The 19629-nt window shown below is 68.0% G+C and carries 18 protein-coding genes; 9 read left to right on the forward strand and 9 right to left on the reverse strand.

From position 1 onward, the window contains the following. Positions 1 to 390 precede the first annotated feature (390 nt). From ACFWY9_RS36770 to ACFWY9_RS36780, 3 genes are read right to left on the reverse strand one after another with little or no spacing between them, the layout of a single operon-like run. On the reverse strand, positions 391 to 1233 hold the full coding sequence (locus ACFWY9_RS36770) for a transglutaminase domain-containing protein (RefSeq protein ID WP_378326368.1): 843 nt from the start codon (positions 1231 to 1233) through the stop codon (positions 391 to 393). After that, positions 1230 to 2174: an alpha-E domain-containing protein gene (locus tag ACFWY9_RS36775; protein WP_378326366.1), complete on the reverse strand. Its 945-nt coding sequence runs from the start codon at positions 2172 to 2174 to the stop codon at positions 1230 to 1232. The genes ACFWY9_RS36770 and ACFWY9_RS36775 overlap by 4 nt, the downstream gene beginning before the upstream one ends. A 12-nt stretch (positions 2175 to 2186) precedes the next feature. After that, the gene (locus ACFWY9_RS36780) at positions 2187 to 3848 is read right to left on the reverse strand and encodes a circularly permuted type 2 ATP-grasp protein (RefSeq protein ID WP_378326365.1); all 1662 of its coding nucleotides are present in this window, start codon (positions 3846 to 3848) and stop codon (positions 2187 to 2189) included. A 148-nt stretch (positions 3849 to 3996) separates the two neighbouring features. On the opposite strand from ACFWY9_RS36780, the gene ACFWY9_RS36785 reads away from it, so the two are divergent. The 6 genes from ACFWY9_RS36785 (at position 3997) to ACFWY9_RS36810 (ending at position 10289) form a co-directional block, all read left to right on the forward strand. Next, positions 3997 to 4929, forward strand: coding sequence for an ABC transporter substrate-binding protein (locus tag ACFWY9_RS36785; protein ID WP_378326364.1), 933 nt, complete (start codon positions 3997 to 3999; stop codon positions 4927 to 4929). A gap of 25 nt (positions 4930 to 4954) precedes the next feature. After that, the gene (locus tag ACFWY9_RS36790; RefSeq protein WP_378326363.1) at positions 4955 to 5920 is read left to right on the forward strand and encodes an amino acid ABC transporter permease; all 966 of its coding nucleotides are present in this window, start codon (positions 4955 to 4957) and stop codon (positions 5918 to 5920) included. Further along, positions 5917 to 6693: an amino acid ABC transporter ATP-binding protein gene (locus ACFWY9_RS36795; protein WP_378326362.1), complete on the forward strand. Its 777-nt coding sequence runs from the start codon at positions 5917 to 5919 to the stop codon at positions 6691 to 6693. Before ACFWY9_RS36790 ends, ACFWY9_RS36795 begins: the two co-directional genes overlap by 4 nt. A gap of 151 nt (positions 6694 to 6844) precedes the next feature. Then, positions 6845 to 9160 (forward strand): oxidoreductase, encoded by a 2316-nt coding sequence (locus ACFWY9_RS36800; protein WP_378326361.1) that lies wholly within the window; start codon positions 6845 to 6847, stop codon positions 9158 to 9160. 293 nt (positions 9161 to 9453) lie between these two features. Next, on the forward strand, positions 9454 to 9717 hold the full coding sequence (locus ACFWY9_RS36805) for a hypothetical protein (protein WP_378326360.1): 264 nt from the start codon (positions 9454 to 9456) through the stop codon (positions 9715 to 9717). Between the two features lie 104 nt (positions 9718 to 9821). Next, on the forward strand, positions 9822 to 10289 hold the full coding sequence (locus ACFWY9_RS36810; protein WP_378326359.1) for an SRPBCC family protein: 468 nt from the start codon (positions 9822 to 9824) through the stop codon (positions 10287 to 10289). 68 nt (positions 10290 to 10357) lie between these two features. Here the strand turns inward: ACFWY9_RS36810 and ACFWY9_RS36815 are convergent, their stop codons facing one another. Further along, positions 10358 to 10930 carry a hypothetical protein gene (locus ACFWY9_RS36815; protein ID WP_378326358.1) on the reverse strand — a complete coding sequence of 191 codons (573 nt, stop codon included), beginning with the start codon at positions 10928 to 10930 and terminating at the stop codon, positions 10358 to 10360. A gap of 161 nt (positions 10931 to 11091) precedes the next feature. Between ACFWY9_RS36815 and ACFWY9_RS36820 the strand changes: the two genes are divergently transcribed. The 3 genes from ACFWY9_RS36820 to ACFWY9_RS36830 are packed head-to-tail and all read left to right on the forward strand — an operon-like array spanning position 11092 to position 15149. Next, positions 11092 to 12918 carry an NHL domain-containing thioredoxin family protein gene (locus tag ACFWY9_RS36820; protein WP_378326384.1) on the forward strand — a complete coding sequence of 609 codons (1827 nt, stop codon included), beginning with the start codon at positions 11092 to 11094 and terminating at the stop codon, positions 12916 to 12918. Positions 12919 to 12957: 39 nt separating this feature from the next. Further along, a complete protein-coding gene (locus ACFWY9_RS36825) occupies positions 12958 to 13251 on the forward strand; it encodes a GroES family chaperonin (protein WP_378326383.1) in 294 nt (97 codons plus the stop codon). A 38-nt stretch (positions 13252 to 13289) separates the two neighbouring features. Continuing rightward, the gene (locus tag ACFWY9_RS36830; protein WP_378326357.1) at positions 13290 to 15149 is read left to right on the forward strand and encodes a VanW family protein; all 1860 of its coding nucleotides are present in this window, start codon (positions 13290 to 13292) and stop codon (positions 15147 to 15149) included. 3 nt (positions 15150 to 15152) lie between these two features. Here the strand turns inward: ACFWY9_RS36830 and ACFWY9_RS36835 are convergent, their stop codons facing one another. The 5 genes from ACFWY9_RS36835 to ACFWY9_RS36855 all read right to left on the reverse strand — a co-directional run bounded on the left by ACFWY9_RS36835 (position 15153) and on the right by ACFWY9_RS36855 (position 19606). Continuing rightward, positions 15153 to 15896, reverse strand: coding sequence for a leucine-rich repeat domain-containing protein (locus tag ACFWY9_RS36835; protein WP_378326382.1), 744 nt, complete (start codon positions 15894 to 15896; stop codon positions 15153 to 15155). A 60-nt stretch (positions 15897 to 15956) separates the two neighbouring features. Next, a complete protein-coding gene (locus tag ACFWY9_RS36840) occupies positions 15957 to 16250 on the reverse strand; it encodes a GlsB/YeaQ/YmgE family stress response membrane protein (RefSeq protein ID WP_378326356.1) in 294 nt (97 codons plus the stop codon). Positions 16251 to 16350: 100 nt separating this feature from the next. Next, positions 16351 to 16626 carry a GlsB/YeaQ/YmgE family stress response membrane protein gene (locus ACFWY9_RS36845; protein WP_378326355.1) on the reverse strand — a complete coding sequence of 92 codons (276 nt, stop codon included), beginning with the start codon at positions 16624 to 16626 and terminating at the stop codon, positions 16351 to 16353. A 184-nt stretch (positions 16627 to 16810) separates the two neighbouring features. Further along, complete coding sequence (locus ACFWY9_RS36850) at positions 16811 to 18655, reverse strand: acyl-CoA dehydrogenase (RefSeq protein ID WP_378326354.1); 1845 nt, start codon at positions 18653 to 18655, stop codon at positions 16811 to 16813. Between the two features lie 159 nt (positions 18656 to 18814). Further along, positions 18815 to 19606, reverse strand: a complete 792-nt coding sequence (locus tag ACFWY9_RS36855; RefSeq protein ID WP_378326353.1) for a response regulator transcription factor — start codon at positions 19604 to 19606, stop codon at positions 18815 to 18817. Positions 19607 to 19629: the final 23 nt, after the last annotated feature.

Genomic DNA, 19629 nt, shown 5'->3' on the forward strand with positions numbered 1-19629 from the left:
GGGGGGGGGGGGGGGGGGGGGGGGGGGGGGGGGGGGGGGGGGGGGGGGGGGGGGGTGGGGGGGGGGGGGGGGGGGGGGGGGGGGGGGGGGGGGGGGGGTGTGGGGGGGGGGGGGGGGGGGGGGGGGCCCCCCCCCCCACGACAGCAGCAGGGCACCGCCGGCGACGGCGGCCGGGACGAGGGCGAGCAGGCGCTTGTTCATGGTGTGTCTTCCCCCTTGTGAAAGATTTTTCGCTCTTTGCCTGTCCAGACGGGCGAGCTGAGGACCGGGTTGCTCCTGCAGGCAAACATAAATTACTGACTACCCGGCGCAACCCGTGAAGGGTTCACACGTCAAAGGGGTCTGCCCGGGGACACCCCGGGTTGCGGACCGCGCAACAAAACAGCCGGCTCAGGCCAATCGGGTCAGTTCCACCGAGACGTCCAATGTGGACTGGCCGCCCCCGGTGAAGATTCCCTTCAACGGCGCCACGTCGGCGTAGTCGCGGCCGGTCGCGACCCAGACGTGCCGGGGACCGACAGGGATCGCGTTCGTCGGGTCGTGGGCCCACCAGCCGCCGGTCCAGACGTCCACCCAGGCGTGGCTTTCCCCGGCGACGACCTCGCCCAGCTTCGCCTCCGGCTTCGTGTGGAGGTAGCCCGAGACGTACCGCGCGGGGATCCCGATCGCTCGCAGCATCACCAGCGTGACGTGGGCGAAGTCCTGGCACACGCCCTCGCGTGCCCGCCACGCGTCCGTCGCCGTGCTGTGCACCCCGGTCGTCCCCGGCTGGTACTTCAGCTGCTTGTTGACCCACTCGCACACCGAAAGCACCGCGTCCGCCGGGTCCAGTCCCTTGCGCAGGTCACGGGCCACTTTGGACAGTTCGGGATCGCGCGGGGCGTACGGCGTCGGCGTCAGGTACTCGGTCCGGTGGTCGACGACGGTGTCGCTGTGCAGTTCCTTCCACGTGGCCGTGCGGATCGGTTCGGCCTCGTCGGCGGTCTCGACGACCGACGTCGCGAGCACGGTGAACTCCGTGTGCGGCGCGTGCAGGTCGAACGACGTGACCACGGTGCCCCAGTAGTCCGTGTACCGGTACGCACGCGTGGCCGGCGTCGTCTCGATGCGCGTCGCGACCGTGGTCTGGCGCCGGTCCGAACGCGGGGTCAGCCGGGCCTCGTTGTACGACTGGGTCGCGGGCGTCGCGTACCGGTAACCCGTCCGGTGCGCCACCCGAAGCTGCCACGTCACAGCGAAACCTCCGCGCCGCTCCAGGCCACCCACGGTGACGTGTGGAAGTACTGCATCGAAACCGACTCGCCGATGTCCTTTATGGACGTCTGAAGGGAGCCGAGCCGCCGGGGCAGATCCTCCAGCAGGTCCGACGGCCGCAGGAACTCCAGCTCGCTGCGTGCCCTGCCGAGTTCGCGCAGCGCCTCCGACTGCTCGTTGTGACGCGCGCCGCCGCCGGGGTCGAGCCGTTGCAGGCAGTCCTCGGCCTGGCGCAGCGCGTGGAACACCGAACGTGGGAACAGGGTGTCCCGCATCAGGAACTGCACGACGCGTCCGGCGTCCAGCGCACCCCGGTAGGTCCGTAGGTAGGTGTCCTGCGCGCCCGCCGAGCGCAGCACGGTGATCCAGCCCGGCGAGGAGGCACGATCGGAGACCCGCGAGAGCAGCAGCCGGACGATCATGTCCGCGCGTTCGATCGAGCGGCCGAGCACCATGAACAGCCAGCCGTCGTCGCGGCTCATCGTCGAGTCGGCGAGTCCGGCGAACATCGCCGCTCGTTCCTCCACAAAGGACAGAAAGGCGTGTGGTCCGGCGCGGCGGGCGTACCGCTGCCGGTCCGGCACCGCGTTCCACGTCGCGTTCAGGCATTCCCACAACTCGGTCGAGACGACCTCGCGCGCGCCCCGGGTGTTCTCCCGCGCGGAGTTGATCGAGCCGACGATCGACGCCGGGTTGTCCTTCGCGTAGGCGACCAGTTCGGTCAGCTTCCACACGTCCAAGGACTCGACCTCGGCCGGGATACCGAGCACCGCCAGCAACTGGCGGCTCGCGTGGTCCGGGTCCACGGTCGCGTCCTCCAGCAGCTGGTGCACCGAGACGTTGAGGATCCGGGAGGTGTCGTCGGCGCGTTCGACGTACCGGCCGATCCAGTACAGCGACTCCGCGTTGCGTGCCAGCACTACGAACCTCCCTTAGTTCTGCTGCTGTTGCTGTTGTTGCTGTGACGTGGAAAGTTCCGGCCCCTGTTCGGCGATCAGACCGTCCACAGCGGACACCTCGCCGAGCGCGGGCCGGTCCAGCTCGCGCTCGGCGGTGGACGACCGGGCCGCGAGCACCCAGGTGTCCTTGGAGCCGCCGCCCTGCGAGGAGTTGACCACCAGGCTGCCCTCCGGCAGTGCGACCCTTGTCAGCCCGCCGGGCAGCACGAAGATCTCCTTGCCGTCGTTGACCGCGAACGGCCGGAGGTCGACGTGCCGCGGCGCCAGCCTGTCGTCCACTTTGGACGGCACGGTGGAGAGCTGGACCACCGGCTGGGCGATCCAGCCGCGCCGGTTCGCCTTGACCTTGCGCCGGAGCGTGGCCAGTTCGGCGGCGGTCGCCTCCGGGCCGAACACGATCCCGTACCCGCCGGAACCCTCGACGGGTTTGATCACCAGTTCGTCCAAATGGGACATCACGTGGTCGAACTCGTCCGGCAGCCAGCAGCGGAAAGTGTCCACATTGGGCAGTAGCGGCTTCTCGTTCAGGTAATACTTCACCATTTCGGGCACGTAGGTGTAGACGAGCTTGTCGTCGCCTACGCCGTTGCCGATCGCGTTCGCCACCACGACGTTGCCCGCACGGGCGGCGTTCAGCACCCCGGCCACACCGAGTACGGAGTCGGGCCGGTAGTGCACCGGATCGAGGAACTCGTCGTCGATGCGCCGGTAGATCACGTCGACCTGCTTCTCGCCCTCGGTGGTACGCAGGTAGACGACATTGTCCCGGCAGAACATGTCGCGGCCTTCGACCAGCTCGACGCCCATCAGCCGCGCCAGCAGGGAGTGCTCGAAGTAGGCCGAGTTGTAGACACCCGGCGTCAGCACCACGACCGTCGGATCGGCCACATTGGACGCTGCCGCCGCGCGCAGCGCCCGCAGCAGATGTGACGCGTAGTCGCCGACCGGCCGCACCCGGTGCTGGGCGAACAGATCCGGGAACACCCGCGCCATCGTGCGGCGGTTTTCCATCACGTACGACACCCCGGACGGGTTGCGGAGGTTGTCCTCCAGTACCCGGAACGTACCTTCCTCGTCCCGCACGAGGTCCACACCGGACACATGGAGACGGACGCCGTTGGGCGGGTTGATGCCGTAGGCCTCGCGCTGGAAGTGTTCGCACGAGGTGATCAGCCGTCGCGGCAGCACACCGTCCCGCAGGATCTGGCGATCGCCGTAGACGTCGGCGAGGAACGCCTCCAGCGCTCGTACCCGTTGCGCCACCCCGCGTTCGAGCTTGCTCCATTCGGCCGAAGGGATTACGCGCGGAACCAGGTCGAGCGGGAACGGCCGTTCCTGCCCGGACAGGGAGAACGTGATGCCCTGGTCGACCATCGCCCGGTCCAGTGCGGCCGAGCGGGCGGTCAGGTCGTTGGCGTCCAGCGCCGCGATCGACTGGTACAGCGCCCGGTACGGCCCGCGGACCGTGCCGTCGGCGGCGAACATCTCGTCGTAGGCGTCCGCGTGCGGCCGCTGCGGCGCGAGATAGCCGTCGAACTGCGCACCCGGCCGCGAGGTCCGTCGTCGCTGCGCGGGTCGCGCACGTCGTCCGGCGGGAGGCAGGCGGGGCACCGGGTTGTTGGTCATGGTCGTCATCCTCGCTCACGCTGCCCGTCCGGCGCGATACCGACAGTCAGAACCCGGTCCGGCGAAACGGCGCCGTAACGTCCCGGTGCTGTGCTAGACCTCCGATGAGTGGCAGTATGCGAGCACTCGACAGCTTGAGACTACGAGGAGTAACAACGTGGCCCGAGGACCCCAAGTGAAGGCGTTCGCGCTGCTCCCGGCGTTCGCGTTGGTCGGCCTGACCATGGCGTGCGGTGCGGGCGGAAGCGGCGCGCCCGCCGCCACGAAGAGCAGCGGCGCGCCCGGTGCGGCCACGGAGATCAAGCCGGCCGCCAAGGACGACAAGCTGGCCGCGCTCGTGCCGGACAGCGTGAAGGCCGACGGCAAGATCCTTTTCGGACAGGACCAGAGCTATCCGCCGAACGAGTTCGTCGAGAACGGCAAGCCGGTCGGCTTCGACGTCGACCTCGGCACCGCGGTTGCCCAGGTGCTCGGCCTGCAGAGCGAGTTCCAGAACTCCGACTTCTCCGGGATCATCCCCGGCGTCGAGGCCAGCAAGTACGAGATGGCGATCTCGTCGTTCACCATCAATGCCGACCGCATGAAGACGGTCGACATGATCTCCTACTACAAGGCCGGTACGTCGCTCGGCGTGCTCAAGGGCAACCCGGAAAAGCTGACCCCCGACACCCTGTGCGGCAAGAACATCGCCGTGCAGAAGGGCACTACGCAGGTCGAGGACCTCGACGCGAAGAACAAGAAGTGCACCGAGTCCGGCAAGCCCGCCATCAACATCACCCAGCTGCAGGCCCAGACCGATGTGAACCTTGCACTGAACGCCAAGCGCGTCCAGGGCGAGCTGGCCGACTCGCCGGTCATCGACTACGCCATCACCCAGACCAACGGGCAGATGGAGCGCGTCGGCGATCCGTACGACAGCCTGCCCTATGGCATCGTGCTGAAGAAGAACAGCGGTGACTACGGCAAGGCCGTGCAGGGCGCCGTGCAGAAGCTGATGGACGACGGCACGATGCAGAAGCTCATCGACAAGTGGAAGCTGAACCCGGTCGGGGTGCTGACGAAGTCGGAGATCAACCCGTCCGCCTCCTGACACGCCTAGTTAGGACTTAGTTCTCGTGTCGCAGAACCCCGAAGCGGCGCCTCCTCAGCCGGAGGCGCCGCTCGAAGCCGAGCCCATCCGCGCTGTCCCGGTGCGCCATTACGGTCGCTGGGTCGCCGGGGTGATCGTCCTCTTCCTCGCCTTCATCGTGGTCCGCAGCGTGGTCACGAATGACGCGCTCCACTGGCCGGTCGTCGGCGAGTACCTCTTCGACTACCGGATTCTGCAAGGCCTGCAGAACACCCTGATCCTGACCGTGGTGGCGATGATCATCGGCATCGTCGGCGGGATCCTGCTCGCGGTGATGCGGTTGTCGCCGAACCCGCTGATGTCCGGCGCGGCCGCCGTGTACGTCTGGCTGTTCCGTGGGACGCCGGTGCTCACCCAGCTGGTGATCTGGAACTTCCTCGCGCTGGCGTACTCCCGGATCGGGCTGGGCATCCCGTTCGGCCCGACCTTCTTCAGCTGGGACACCAACACGCTGATCAACCAGTTCACCGCGTCGCTGCTCGGGCTCGGGCTCAACGAAGCGGCGTATATGGCGGAGATCGTGCGTGGCGGTATCCAGTCCGTCGACAGCGGGCAGCTCGAAGCCTCCAGCGCGCTCGGCATGAAGCGGACGACCACGTTGCGGCGGATCATCCTGCCGCAGGCGATGCGCGTGATCATCCCGCCCACCGGGAACGAGACGATCTCGATGCTCAAAACGACGTCGCTGGTCGTGGTCATCGGGTACTTCGAGCTGATGGTCGCCGCGCAGACGATCTACTCGCAGAACTACCTGACGGTGCCGCTGCTCATCGTCGCGGCGATCTGGTACCTCTTCCTCACGTCGGTGTTGACGGTGGGCCAGTACTTCCTGGAGAAGTACTTCGCCCGCGGGACATCGAGAGACGTCGCGGAACGGACGAAGTGGGGGTCTCGAATGCTTGGCTTCCGGTCCGGCCAAGGTGGCGGCGGACAGGGAGGTGCGACGGCATGACGACGCCGGTCGTTTCCGCGCAGCGGATCTGCAAGAGCTTCGGCAGGGTCGACGTGCTCAAGGGCATCGACCTCGAAGTGCACGAACGCGAGGTGCTGTGCCTGATCGGCCCGTCCGGTTCGGGCAAGTCGACGCTGCTGCGCTGCATCAACCACCTCGAGAAAATCGACGCCGGGCGGCTCTACGTCGACGGTGTGCTGGTCGGCTACCAGCAGCGTGGTGACAAGCTGCACGAGCTGCGCGAGAAGGAAATCGCGTTGCAGCGCAAGGACATCGGCATGGTGTTCCAGCGCTTCAACCTGTTCCCGCACATGACCGCGGTGGAGAACGTCATGGAGGCGCCGGTCCAGGTCCGGCGCGAGCCGAAGGCCAAGGCGCGGCAGCGGGCGCTGGAGCTGCTGGAGCGGGTCGGTCTCGCCGACAAGGCTTTCAGCTACCCCGGCCAGCTGTCCGGTGGTCAACAGCAGCGGGTCGCGATCGCGCGGGCGCTGGCGATGCAGCCGAAGCTGATGCTGTTCGACGAGCCGACGTCGGCGCTCGACCCGGAACTCGTCGGCGACGTGCTCGGCGTGATGAAGCAGCTCGCGCAGGACGGCATGACGATGGTCGTCGTGACGCACGAGATGCAGTTCGCGCGAGAGGTGGCCGACACGGTGCTGTTCATGGACGGCGGCGTCGTCGTCGAAAAGGGGCCGCCGGAGCAGGTCATCGGGAACCCGCAACACGAACGGACGAAATCGTTCCTGGCTCGGGTGCTTAGTCCGAACGCGTGAACCCGGAACCCGCACTTTCCGCTCGGAGAGTGCGGGTTCCTTCGTGCGTTGTGGGTATTTCGGCCGGGTTCGGCCAAAGCGGCCACGCATATTCTGTGGGTTGGCTACCTTGGGTCACAGGGATGCTCTTGCTCGGGAGGGGGTTTCGGGGATGTCGACGGACAACCTGCTCGCACCGTTGGATCCGTTCGCCGGTGTTCCCGACAAGCGGTACGAGGTCAAGGCGGCCGATCTGCTCAAGCCCGGCACCGGCGGGCTCCTGCGCTGGCGCCGTCAGGCCACGAACGCGCCGATCGTGCAGGTCGAGGACGCCTACATCACCGGCACGTTCGATCTGCGTGCGGCCAACCTCAACTTCCTGTTCCGGTTCGAGCGGTGCCGGTTCGAGCATCCGCCGGACGTGCGCGAGGCGAACCTGCTCGGCCTGGTGTTCCGCAAGTGCTGGCTGCCCGGGCTCAAGGCCCGCAACATGCGCAGCCGCAACGACGTCCGGCTGATCCGCAGTGTCGTCGAGGTCGAGGACGACGACAACGAGCTCGACGAGACCACCATTCAGCGTGGCGACGATCGGGAACGCGGCAAGCCGAACGCCGCGGTCAACCTGACCGACGCCGTCATCGAGGGCTCGGTCGTGCTGACCCGCACGACGATTTCGCATCCGCGCGGCAAGGCGATCCAGGCGGACCGGCTCGTCGTCACCGGCGCGTTGCTGGCGTATCGCATGGTGGCGCACGGCGAGGTCCGCATCCCCGGCCTGCGAGCCGGCGGTAACGTCAACTTCTCCGGCGCGACGCTGAACAACAAGGACGGCTTCGCGCTCAACGGGAACGGCCTGCACATCGGCGGCAGCCTGCTCTGCGAGGTCGACAACTACGGTCCGCCGAGCCAGCGGCAACGCTTCTCCGCCAACGGGATTCTCTATCTGCCAAGCGCCACTGTGGACAGTGACATCGTGTTCCGCGAGGCGCGGCTGGTGGCCAACCAGACCGGCCCCATCGTGGTGGACGCCTGGAAGTCCAACGATCCCTACCTCGATCCACGGCCCGCGTTCGTCGCCGACCGGCTGAAGGTGGACGGAAATCTCGAGCTGAGCGACGGCCTCCAGGCGGTCGGCACGCTGCGGATGGTCAACGCGCGCATCGGCGGCTCGCTGCGGCTGGCCGGCGCCGAGATCAAGGTCAAACGCGGTGAGCACGCGCCGTTCTACGACCGGGCACTGCATCTCGACGGCTCGACGATCGGTGGTGACATCGAGGCGACCAGCCTGCGGGTGCCGAGCGGGCAGCTGCGGCTGTCGGACATCACGGTCGGCGGCAACCTGCTGGCCTGGAACTCGATGCTGCTGCATCCCGACCGGGATGTGTTCTCCGCGCGCCGCGCGAAGATCGCCGGGAACCTGCAGCTCACCGACGCGACCCTCGAAGGGACGTTGCGGCTGCAGGGCGTCGAGGTCGGCGGCAGCGTAAACCTGTTCGGTACCAAGCTTTCCGAGCCGGGGAAGCGCTCCACCAGCAGCTTCTCCCTCGACGTCCGCACCGCGCGGATCGGCCGCGACCTCATGCTCACCGAGGACAAGGACCGCCAGTTCCTCGCCGAGGGCGGGGTCAACCTCGACGGCGCCCAGATCGCCCGGCGCGTCGACCTCAGCGGCGCTCAGCTGGGTTCCCTGCCCGAGCACGGCATCGCGCTGGACGCCAGCGACGTCACCGCCGACGAATTCACGCTGGCGCCCAAGGAACCGCCGGCCGGGCGGCTGGTGTTGCGCCGTGCGCACTGCGGGACGCTCGCCGACAACGACGAACTGTGGGACGCGACCGGCGGGATCGAGCTGGAGGATTTCCGATACGACGCGCTGAAGAACAAGATCGCGCTCGACGACGACAAGGCGCTCGACAAGCGCATCGCGTTGCTGCGCAAGGCGATGGGCGGTTACCGGCCGGGGCCGTACGATCAGCTCGCCGCGATGCTGCGCGCGTCCGGAAACGAGGAACACGCGTCCACGGTGGCGTTGCGCAAACAGCAGTTCCGCTACGAGGCGCTCGCCCGCGGCTTCAAGGTGTTCGGCCCCGGCGTGCGGCTGTGGAGCTGGCTGCAGCGGTCGATGGTCGGGTACGGCTACCGGCCGGTGCGCGCGCTCGGCTGGCTGCTGGCGCTGCTCGTGCTCGGCAGCCTGTGGTTCGGGTTCGGCACGGATTCCTGCGTCAACGAGCATTCGTCCGATCCCACCACGCAGGTCCTCGCGAAGGGCCCGCGCTGCGTGGTCAACAACCAGGACACCGGGATCCAGTGGAACCCGGTCATCTACACCGCGGACCTGCTCGTGCCGATCGTCGACTTCGGCAACAAGTCGCGCTGGTACATGCACGGCGTCGACAAGTGGGTCGCGGCCGGGTTCACCGCGTCCGGCTGGATCCTCGCGTCGACCGTCGCCGCCGGTGTCAGCCGCATGCTGAGGCGTGACAACTAACGGTGCTTGTGATATAGTTGTGACTAGAGGGGTTACCTTGGCCTGTGTGGCCGCAAACACTTGAGCCCCTCGTGAGATACGCGCTTTGATACGAAACTAATTTCTCTAGGCCGATATCAGCACACGAAATCGTGTGCGGGCACTTCGCGGGCTTGTGTCCTCCGAAGCCGAAGTGCTCTGTCGCGGCTAGTTTCCCCTGCCTTGTGCAGGCTCAGGCGCCTCGATCTTCTGCTCCCAAACCACCGCACATAGTGGTTGGATGCTTCGGACCTGCCGCTGGTGAGGTTGGTGTTGTGGCGTTCGTGGCTGCTCTTGGCCGGTTGACTCCTGGCGTGCTTTGTCTGCTGCTCGTGGGGTTGTTGTTCCTTGTCCTCTTGATGCTCGCGCTGTTCTGGATCGCGGCCAAGTACAACCGTCCGCTGACAGCGAAAATCTTCTTCATGGCCGTGACATCACCCGCGTCAGCAGCGACGCCGGAACGGGCGGAACCTGGTGAGACGTGTCAGCAGGCGGGCGACGCCGAGGTCCACTCGATGAGCCGGGACAAGGCGGCGTAGCAAATCGGTTCGGCGGCGACAATCTGTCGTCGCCGAACCTCTGGCGTGACAACTAACCTCCGTACTGTCAGTATGTGTCCGTACTGATGGTATGGAGGTGCCCAATGACGGAGCCCACCGCGACCGGCCTGATCGAGATCGGCGCGTCCCCGGACCGGGTCTACGACCTGGTCAGCGACCCCGGCAAGCTGGCAGGGCTCGCCGAGGAGTACAGCGGGCACCAGTGGCTGGGCGGGGCTTCCGCGGCCGCCGTCGGGGCCCGTTTCCGGGGGAACAACCGCCGCGGACCGCGTCGCTGGAGCACCATCGCGACCATCACCGACGCCGATCCCGGCAAGCGCTTCGCCTTCGATGTCACGTTTCTCGGCCTGCCGATTTCGCGCTGGCAATACGACATCGAGCAGGAAGCGGCCGATCGCTGCGTCGTCACCGAGAGCACCTGGGAGCGTCGTCCCGGCTGGCTCAAGCTGCCGACGTCGACCGCGACCGGCGTGTGGCGGCGTGCCGAGGCGAACCGGGCCAACATCGCCGCGACGCTGGCCCGGCTGAAGACCGCCGCGGAACTCGCCTGACCAGGTCCGTGAATGCCACATTGAGGGACTCTGACTCCCTCAATGTGGCATTCACGGACATTGGGTGCCTACTCGATCAGGCCGGACCAGAACGGGATTTCCCGCAGCGGAGCCGTGTTCGACTCGACCGGCTCGCCGCCGAACTCGTGCGCGAGGTAGTCCCGGAGATCGTTGCCGTACACGATGATGTCGGTCTGGTACACCGAAAGCACCGGATAGCCGGTCGATCCCGCGATGGCGGGCAGATATCGGTGCCCGCACACCGGGACCAGCTGCGGGACTTCAGCTAGATGCCGTCGCGCCATCACGAGCGCGTCGGAGAGGTCGATGGGGCGCATTCCCCAGTCAGGCAGCCAGAAAGCGTTGTGTTCGACGTCGTAGAGCACGCCGTCGACCGGCCAGTCGAGGCGCTTGCGCAGCTGTTCGGGGTCGCCACAACGCCAGTCGGGCCACCGGTCGCCGATGGGCACGCCCGCGGCGAGGAACGTCCGATGATCGGCGGCGAAGCGGAAACCGAACCGCTTCTCGACTTCGTCGAGCTCGGCGTCGCTCAGCCCGGGGCGCACCGGCTCCTGGAGGCTTACCTGGACGGCGCGGGCCTCCTCGAGGGTCAGCGCGCCGGTCGGCTGGACAGATGACATGACATGAGCCTAAGTCGCGTCTTGCGCCGTCGCCTTTCCTTTTCCGGAGCGGGGCCTCCTCCTGTTGGGTGAGCTCGGCCTCTCACGGCGCGGACATCGGAACACTGCGTGAGCACATGTAGTTCACTCTTGACGTGACTTCTTCACCACCGCAGGCCCGCGTGCGGGCCCCCGAGCTCGCGGGCGACGTCTGGCTGAACACCGGCGGCCGCCGGATCACCCTCGCTGAGCTGCGCGGACGCGTTGTGCTGCTCGACTTCTGGACCAGCGGCTGCATCAACTGCCTGCACGTCCTGGACGAACTGCGCCCGCTCGAAGCGGAGTTCGCGGACGTCCTGGTCACGATCGGTGTCCATTCCCCGAAGTTCCTGCACGAGGGCGAGGCGGCCTCGATCGAGGCCGCCGTGCGCCGGTACGAGGTGCATCATCCGGTGCTCAACGACCCGGGCATGAAGATGTGGTCGCAATACGCGGTGCGCGCGTGGCCGACGCTGGTCGTCGTCGACCCCGAGGGCTATGTCGTGCACGTCGCCGCCGGTGAGGGGCACGCCGAGGCGCTGCGACGCGTCATCGCCGACCTCGTCACCAAGCACGAGGCCAAGGGCACGCTGCGCCGCGGTGGCAGCCCGTACGTCCCGGTCGAGGAGCAGCGCGGCGAGCTGCGGTTCCCCAGTAAGGCCGTGACCACCACCGAGGGCCGCGTGCTGGTGGCCGACACCGGGCACCACTCGATCGTCGAGTTCGCCTCCGACGGCGAGACCGTCATCCGCAGGTTCGGCAGCGGGCAGCGTGGCGGCCAGGACGGGCCGTTCGACGTCGCCTCCTTCGCCGAGCCGTCCGGAATCGCGTTGCTGCCCGGCGAAATCGCCCAGCGCGTCGGCTACCACGCCGTGGTCGCCGATTCGGCGGGACACCGGCTGCGCGGCCTCGACCTCAACACCGGCGAGGTCACCACGGTCGCGGGCACCGGCAACCAGTGGCGCAACGGCACCGACACCGGCCGCGCGCTCGACGTCGACCTCACCAGCCCGTGGGACGTCGTGTGGTGGGCACCCGCCGGCGGTGTGGTGGTCGCCATGGCGGGCAACCACACGCTGAGCGTGTTCGACCCGGCTTCGGGGACCATCCGGCGCTTTGCGGGCACGACGGTCGAGGGCCTGCGAGACGGCGACGTCCACGAGGCGTTCTTCGCGCAGACGTCCGGGCTCGCGGTCGACGGCGACAAGCTGTGGCTGGCCGACGCAGAGACGTCGGCGCTGCGCTGGATCGAGCCTGCGGGCGAGTCGTTCACCGTGCACACCGCGATCGGCGTCGACCTGTTTTCCTTCGGTCACACCGACGGGCCCGCCGAGAAAGCGCTTCTCCAGCATCCGCTCGGCCTCGCCGTGCTGGCCGACGGCCGGATCGCCATCGCCGACACGTACAACGGCGCCGTGCGGAGCTACGACCCGGCGACCGAGCTGGTCAGCACGCTCGCCACCGGGCTGGCCGAACCGCAGGGTCTGCTCGTGCACGACGGGGAGCTGCTGGTCGTCGAGTCCGCGGGCAACCGGGTCGCGCCGCTGCCCGAGGGCGAGTCCACGACCGTTGCGGGCGAGGCACACGCCGTCCGTCGTCCGCCGACCGTGCTGGCCTCCGGCGATATCGAGTTCAGCGTCGTGTTCACCCCGCCGCCCGGTGAGAAGCTCGACGACCGGTACGGCCCGTCGACGCGGCTGGAGATCAGCGCGTCGCCGCCTGAGCTGCTCGCGGACGGCGGTGGCGTCGGCACCGACCTCACCCGCCGGATCCGGTTCGCCGACGGCGTTTCCGAGGGCGTGCTGCAGGTCGTCGCGCAGGCCGCGAGCTGCGATGACGGCGGCGAGCACCCGGCGTGCCGCATCACCCGGCAGGACTGGGGTGTCCCGGTCCGCTTCGAAAAGGGTGGCGAGCGTGCGCTGAGTCTCGTCATGGCGGGCGAGCCGAAGGAACCGGTCGCAGATCAGTAGCATGAGTGCGTGTCCGACGGTCCGAAGCTCGAGATCCAGATGCTGCACGACAGGGTGCTCGTGCGGTTGTCCCCGGAGGACGGTGAACGCCGGAGCAGCGGCGGCATCGTGATCCCCGCCACAGCTCAGGTCGCGCGCAGGCTCGCCTGGGGTGATGTACTGGGCGTGGGCACCAGCGTGCGGAACGTCAAGACGGGTGATCGCGTGCTCTTCAACCCGGAGGATCAGCTCGAGGTGGAGATCCAGGGTGAAGGGCACCTGGTGATGCGCGAACGGGACATCCACGCGGTGGCGACGGAACGGACTGAACACGGCACCGGCCTCTACCTGTAGCGCCGGCGCCGGGGGTAGGGGAACCCGGAGGCAGGGGCGTGCGCGAACATCACGACGAACCGAGACCGGGCGAAAGCACGGATCTGTTCGGCGACGATCTCCTGCCGTTCGCGGAGGAGGACGACGACCTCGCCGGGGAACTGCTCGAAGGCCCGCACGTCGTCCCGCCGCCCACCCCCGCCAAGAAGTTCCGCAAGGGCCTCGGCAAGGTCTTCATGCTCGTCGGCGGCGTCATCGCGTTGTTCGTCGTCCTGTACGCCGCGGACCTGATCAGCAGCGCCGGTGACGTGCCGCGCGGGGTCACCGTCGCCGGGATCGACGTCGGCGGGCTGACCCACCGCGACGCCGCCGACAAGCTGCATCGCGAGCTGGAGCCGAGGCTGACGAAGCCGTTTTCGGTGCGTGGCGGGGATGTCCGCACGCAGCTGGTGCCCGCGGAGTCCGGGCTCGGCCTCGACTGGCCGAACACGCTCGAGCAGGCGGGCCACCAGCCGCTCAGCCCGATCACCCGGATCCTGTCGTTCTTCACCCAGCGCGAGGTCGGTGTGGTGACAAAGTCGGATCCGAAGATCGTCTCCCAGTCCGTCCGCGATCTCGCCGAGGCGACGCTGGACCATCCCGTGGTGGAGGGCGGGGTCGGGTTCACGCCCATCCTGGGCAGCGACGGCGGCGTGACGCCCTACCCGATCGAACCTCGGCAGGGGCAGCGGCTCGACGACGTCGACGGAGCGGTCAAGGCGATCACCGACGGCTGGCTCAACCCGCACGGCATCGACGTCCGGATGAACATCATCCCGGTCAAGGCGAGTTCGGCGGGTGTGCACACCGTGCTGGACAAGATCGTCGCGCCGGCGGTGGCCAAGCCGGTGGTCGTCCACGGGCAGGGCCGCGACGCGGTGCTGAAGCCGGCCGCCATCGCGAGTTCGTTCCAGTTCGCGGGCAAGGACGGTGGTGCCGTCGAGGTGCGTATCGACCAGGGCAAGCTGCGGGACGCGGTGCTGCCGGAGCTGAAGCCCACCGAGACCGACGGCAAGGACGCCGAGATCGTCTTCGAGGCCGACCGGCCCACGGTCAAACCGTCGGAGGACGCGCGGAAGATCAACTGGGAGAAGACGTTCGTCCCGCTCACCCAGGTGCTCGCGAAGCCCGACGGACGGGACCTGAGGGTCACCTACGACGCGAAGAAGCCGAGCCTGACCACGGACGCGGCCAACGCGTTCGGCATCAAGGACGTGATCGGCGAGTTCACCGTCGGCGGGATGTCCGGGCCGATCGCGACGAACAACCAGATCCTGGCCGCGCGGGTGAGCGGCGCGGTCGTCAAACCCGGGGAGACGTTCAGTCTCGGGGCGCGTTCGGGGTCCCGTACCGCCGAAAACGGCTATGTCGCCGCCCCGGTCAACGAGGACGGCACCGGGCCGAACGTCGTCGGCGGTGGCGTCTCGCAGTTCGCGTCGGTGCTCTACAACGCGGCGTACCTCGCCGGGCTCGCCGACGGCGGCCACGTGCCCCACGACTACTACCTCGACCGCTACCCCGCCGCCCGCGACGCGAAAGCCGTCAACACCGACGGTTCGCCGGTCGAACTCAAGATCACCAACGACGCGCCGACCGGGATCGCCATCCAGGCCACGGCTTCCGGTGACTCGGTGACCGTGCGGATCTGGGGGACCAAGCGTTTCCGCGTCGAGAGCGCGGCCAGTGGGCGGAGCGACCTGAGCCCGCCGCCGATCCAGATCGGGCCCGGTACCGGTGGGGGCGCTTGTCAGCCGTCGTCCGGTTCGCCGGGCTTCACGGTTTCGGACACTCGCGTGCTCTACGACGTCAATTCCGGTGCCGAGGTCCGGCGAGAAAACCGCACGGCGACCTACGCGGGGCGGCCGATCGTGCTCTGCTGAGGCTCAGCGGAGCACCATGCAGCCCGCGGCCTCGAAGTCGGCCAGCCACGACGGCTCCCGGAAGTACTTGTTCCAGCGCAGATCCAGTTTGTCCAATGTAGACAGGTTGGCGAGCGAGGACGGCAGCGTCGTCAGCGCGTTCTCGCGGAGGTCGAGCTGGCGGAGGTCGGTCAGCTCGCCGATCGAGTCCGGCAGGGTGGTGAGGCGGTTGCCGCGCAGGTGCAGCTCGCGCAGGCTCGTGAGTGTGCCGATCGACTCCGGGAGTTCGGTGATTTCGTTGCGGTACAAGCGAAGTTCCCGCAGCGCGCCGAAGCCGGTGAGATCCTCGGGCAACGCGGTGAGCTGGTTGTCCGTGCAGCCGAGGTAGCGCAGACGGCCCAGCCCGCACAGGGATTCCGGGAACTCGGTGAGCTGGTTGTCGCTGAGGTAGAGGTACTCGGTGAGCCCGGCGAGCTCGCCCAGTTCGTCGGGCAGATCGGTCAGCCGGTTGTGCCCGAGGTCGAGCGTGTGCAGTTCGCCGAGCGCCGCGATGGACGGCGAGATCTCGGTCAGCCGGTTCGCCGCGAGGTTGAGCACGCGCAGCCCGGTGAGTGTCCACAGTGACTCGGGGAGTGTGGCGATTTCGTTGGCGTACAAGCTCAGTTGTTCGAGCCGAGGCGCGATGGTGAGTTCTTCGGGAACTTCGGTGAAGGCGTTGCGGTCGAGGTCGAGCCGCACGACGTCGTCGAGCGGGACGTCTTCGGGCAGGGCCGTCAGCCCCTGTCCGCTGAGATCGAGCCAGTGCACAGGGGCCGACGCTACCGCCTGTCAGCTGCTGGTGCGCTGACCGCCCTTGATCTTCGCGTAGATACCGGTCGCGAGGATGACCCCGACCACAGCCGCGGCGACCTGGAAGATGTGCCGGATCCAGTCGATCCCCTTGGTGTCGCGGACGCCGAACACCCCGGCCAGCCAGTTGCCGATGAAGGCGGCGACGATGCCGACCACGATGGTCAGCCAGATCGGGATCTTCTGCGCGCCGGGAGCCAGCAGCCTGCCGATCACGCCGAGGATCAGGCCGACCACGATCGTGCTGATGATGCCCCAGAGTCCACCGAGCATGACGGTCTCCTTCGTCTGTGGGAACACTGTGGTGTCACCGTGACACCGAATCCGGCGAACCGCCCTCGCTGTGCCCTGACCGGGTGACTTGCGGGAGGGGCTACCTGGAGATGCCCTTGCGTCCGTAGACGCCGGCGGCGATGCTCACCCCGATCGCGGCCAGGACGACCTGGGTGATGATCTCCAGCCAGTCGATGCCCTTGGTGTCGGCGTAGCCGAGGCCGCGGGCGATGGCGGTGCCGACGAAGGCGGCGATGATGCCGACCACGATGGTGAGCCAGATCGGGATGCTCTGCTTGCCGGGCGCGAACAGCTTGCCCAGCAGCCCGAGGATCAGGCCGATCACGATCGCGCTGATGATGCCGGTGACGGTCATCGCGTCTCCTCTGCTCGTGTGCGTGGGGACCCCCGGGTACCCATTTCTCCGGGGAATCCGACGGGGTTCCCGATCGGGGTTTCGCCGGAAGGACACGAGTTCGGCGCGTTTCGTCACGCCAGGAAACCGCGAAGGGGCCTGCCTCACACGCGAGGCAGGCCCCTTCGGGTCCGGGGGATGGAAATCAGAAGGCCGCTTCGGGCACGTCCATGAGCGCGTTGTCGGCGGCCTCGACGATCGCGCGGCGCGCGGTCAGCTCGGGCAGCACGCTCTTCGCGAAGAACGAGGCCACGGCGATCTTGCCCTCGTAGAACGGGACGTCCTTGGCCGACGGGCCGTTGTCCAGTTTCTGGATGGCGATCTCCGCGTGCTTGAGCAGCTGCCAGCCGATGAGCAGGTCACCGACCGACATCAGCAGCCGGACCGTGTGCTGGCCGACCTTGTTGATGCTCTGCGGGTCCTCCTGCGACGCGGTCAGGTAGCCGACCAGCGAGCCCAGCATGCCCTGGGTGTCCTCGAGGGCCTGCTTGAGCAGCCCGCGCTCGTTCTTGAGCCTGCCGTTGCCGGCCTCGGCCTCGATGAACTTCGTGATCTCGCCGGCGACGTAGGCGAGCGCGGCACCCTTGTTGCGGATGATCTTCCGGAAGAAGAAGTCCAGCGACTGGATGGCCGTGGTGCCCTCGTACAGCGAGTCGATCTTCGCGTCGCGGATGTACTGCTCGATCGGGTAATCCTGCAGGAAGCCCGAGCCGCCGAGGGTCTGCAGCGACTGCACGAGCTGCTCGGTGGCGCGCTCGGAGCCGACACCCTTGACGATCGGCAGCAGCAGGTCGTTCACGGCGTGCGCCTGCTTCAGCGAAGCCTCGTCGCCCTCGCCGGTCCACAGCTGGTCCTGGAAGGACGCGGTGTAGAGGTAGACCGCGCGCAGGCCCTCGGCGTACGCCTTCTGCAGCATCAGCGAGCGGCGGACGTCCGGGTGGTGGGTGATGGTGACCCGCGGCGCGGCCTTGTTGAGCATGTTCGGCAGGTCGGCGCCCTGGACCCGCTCCTTGGCGTAGTCGCGGGCGTTGAGGTAGCCGGTGGACAGCGTCGCGATGGCCTTGGTGCCGACCATCATCCGGGCGTACTCGATGACCTGGAACATCTGCGCGATGCCGTTGTGCACCTCGCCGAGCAGCCAGCCCTTGGCCGGGGTGCCGTGCTGGCCGAAGGTCAGCTCACACGTCGTCGAGGCCTTGATGCCCATCTTGTGCTCGACGTTCGTGACGTAGGCGCCGTTGCGCTCGCCGAGGTCGCCGGTCTTCGGGTCGAAGTGGAACTTCGGCACCAGGAACAGCGAAAGGCCCTTCGTGCCGGGCTTCGTCTCGATGCCGGGACCCTCGGGACGGGCCAGCACCAGGTGCATGATGTTCTCGGACATGTCGTGCTCGGCCGAGGTGATGAACCGCTTCACGCCGTCGATGTGCCAGGAGCCGTCCTCCTGCGGGACAGCCTTGGTGCGCCCGGCGCCGACGTCCGAACCGGCGTCCGGCTCGGTGAGCACCATGGTCGCGCCCCACTGGCGCTCGATCATGACGCGCGCCCACTGCTTCTGCTCTTCGGTGCCGTTCTTGTCCACGATCATGGCGAAGTTCGGGCCCGCCATGTACATGAACAGCGGGGCGTTCGCGCCGAGGATCAGCTCGGAGGCGGCCCACTGGACGGTCGGGGGCAGGCCGAAGCCGCCGAGGTCGTTGGTGAGGCCCAGCCGCCACCACTCGCCGTCGAGGAGCTGCTTGTAGCTCTTCTTGAACGACTCCGGGATCTTCACGCTGAAGTCCTTCGGGTCGTACACCGGCGGGTTGCGGTCCGCGTCCGCGTACGAGTCGGCCAGCGGGCCGGTGGCGAGCTTGTTCAGCTCGCTCAGCACACCGCGCGCGGTCTCCTCGTCGGACTCGGCGAGCACGCCCTTGCCCAGGCGTTCCTGCACACCGAGCACCTCGAAGAGGTTGAACTCCAGGTCTCGGACGTTGCTCTTGTAGTGGCCCATGTCGTCACTTCCGTTTGTGTCGGCTCCCCGGCTGGGCACGCGTTCCCCTACTCGCCGGTAACTTCAGGATATTACCTGCTGGTAACCAGAGCAAGCGCTGTGCCTCTTCTGTGCTGTGAAAGTCAGCCGGAAAAGTGAGATGGACCTGGGAAACCCCCGTTAGTGTGGTACCTGTGACGCCGCTTGCGCGGCGGTGCCGGTCGCAGCGATGGAGTCGTCCGGTTTGGCGATCAGGATCCCCGAGCGGAAGGCGATCGTCACCGCGTGTGTGCGGTCTCGCGCCGACAGCTTGCGCAGGATGCTCTTCACGTGCGTCCGGACGGTTTCGACGGACAGGAACAGCAGTTTGGCGATGGCCGAGTTCTCCAGCCCTTCGGCGACGAGCTGGAGGACCTGGTACTCGCGGCGGGACAGCGGCATGGCGGTTCGCGGCGGCGCGGTGTCCTCCGCCAGCGCGGTGCGTGGTGCGGGTTGACGCTTCGGCCGCGCGGTGAGGGCGGCGAGCGACGGGTCGATGTAGCGCCGGTCGCTGTGGGCCCGGCGCACGGCCTCGGCGAGGCGACGCGGGTCGATCGACCGCGGGACGATCGCGTGCGCGCCCGCCGCGATCGCGGTCGCGAGGTACTGCTGGGTGCGGTTGGCGTCCCGGATCAGCGTGACGATCACCAGCGCCGGATCGCCGGTGCTGAGCAGCTTCGTGAGGTGGCAGTGCGGATCGAGCGCGGAGTCCAGCACCACGACGTCGGGCCGGACCTGCTCGCACAGCTGCATGGCGGCGTGGTGGCTGGCCGCCATGCCCGCCCAGTGCAGGCCCTGGGTCCGGTGCACCATCGCGGCCAGTCCCTCGCGCAGCAGCGGGACAGGGTCGACAGCGGCCACGCCGAGGCTTCTCGCCCCTGGTGGCGGTCCGGACGCGCCCCCCAGCGTCCGGTTGGGCTCGATGCGGCGCATCTGCGGCCTCCGTAACTGCACCG

Origin of the sequence: Amycolatopsis sp. NPDC059027 (assembly GCF_042739735.1) — a bacterium.
In the GTDB taxonomy this organism is placed as follows: domain Bacteria; phylum Actinomycetota; class Actinomycetes; order Mycobacteriales; family Pseudonocardiaceae; genus Amycolatopsis.